The organism is Oleiphilus sp. HI0066, assembly GCF_001635725.1.
In genome coordinates this window covers 1-1,149 of sequence record NZ_LWFH01001059.1, presented here as the reverse complement: position 1 = coordinate 1,149, position 1,149 = coordinate 1, and the positions used below count along the sequence as shown (strand labels likewise).

Below are 1,149 nucleotides of genomic sequence, written 5' to 3'. Positions count from 1 at the left end.
GCTCTTAAGAAGCGAAAGATGTTCTCTAACGTTATTATGATTATCGGTGGCTAAGTCTTCTTCGGCCCATTGAATGAGATTTTTCATTCCATTTAGAGGAGCGCGCATGTCGTGACTTGCTAATGAAACGAATGTCTCTAAATTCTGATTTGCGTCGGCTAGTGCTTCGTTTTTATCTTGAAGCTCGGTATATGCTCCCTTCAGAGCCCTGTTTAAGTCTTTGTTTTTATCTAGCTCGGAAGAGATTGTCATTCTACTTTTCACGAATGCTATCAAGCAGAGCAAGGTGAGTAATGAGAGAATAATCAGACCGATATTTTGAGTTTTGACGCGTTCTTGCTCGTGCCAAAGTTGTTCTACCATTTGGATGCTCGGCGTCATCCAATTTTTGATCGATCGGTCTATCGTTCCATCGGCATAAAGTATTGCAAGGCCCTTATTAATTTGATCCAAAATTAAGTCATTGCCTTTTTTAACAGCGATGCGTGAATAGCTTTTTGGTAATGGACTAGAAATGCTTTTTAAGTTTGCAATTCTAGAATTGAAGATCGTATTCATTCCGACGAGATGATCAACGAGGACGGCATCAATGTCTCCGTTTATGACGCCGCGCATTCCTTCTTCCCACGAGCTTACCAACGCCAATGGGATATCGTTACGTTTGAGGTAACTGTAGGGGTAACCCTTGGCCTCAACACCGATAATCATGTTATTTAGATCAATATTATTTTCGTCGAAGTTAGAATCCCGATGCACGAATAAGTGGAATTCTGAAACAACGAGTTCTGTTGAAAAATCTAATATCTTTTCTCGTTCAGGATTGGTGTTGATATGCAACAAAGCATCAACACCACCTTTTAATATTTGTTCTTGCGCTTGCGCCCAGTTCATTCCGATAACACAAGTCGGTTCACTAATATAGCTTTCGAGCTGTTTTGCTATATCAAATACGATTCCTGAAGCATTCTCATTCTCTTGAATGAAGTAGGGAGATATCGATTCATTCGCGGCAAAAATCAACGTATTCTCTGGGCATTCTTTCGCGTGAATAATGGGGCTGACAAGGTAAACTGCGAGAAAATATGCCAAGTAAGTAAAGTATCTATATTTATTGTTTTTATACATTTTGAAACTTAAGGGATCAGTGGA

General features: G+C 39.7%; 1 protein-coding gene. It reads right to left on the bottom strand.

Translation table 11 applies throughout. The annotated features are described in order from the left end of the window. Positions 1-1,125: transporter substrate-binding domain-containing protein (locus A3738_RS13260; protein WP_156504244.1), on the bottom strand; the 1,125-nt coding region annotated here is incomplete at its 3' end. Between the last annotated feature and the right edge of the window lie 24 nt (positions 1,126-1,149).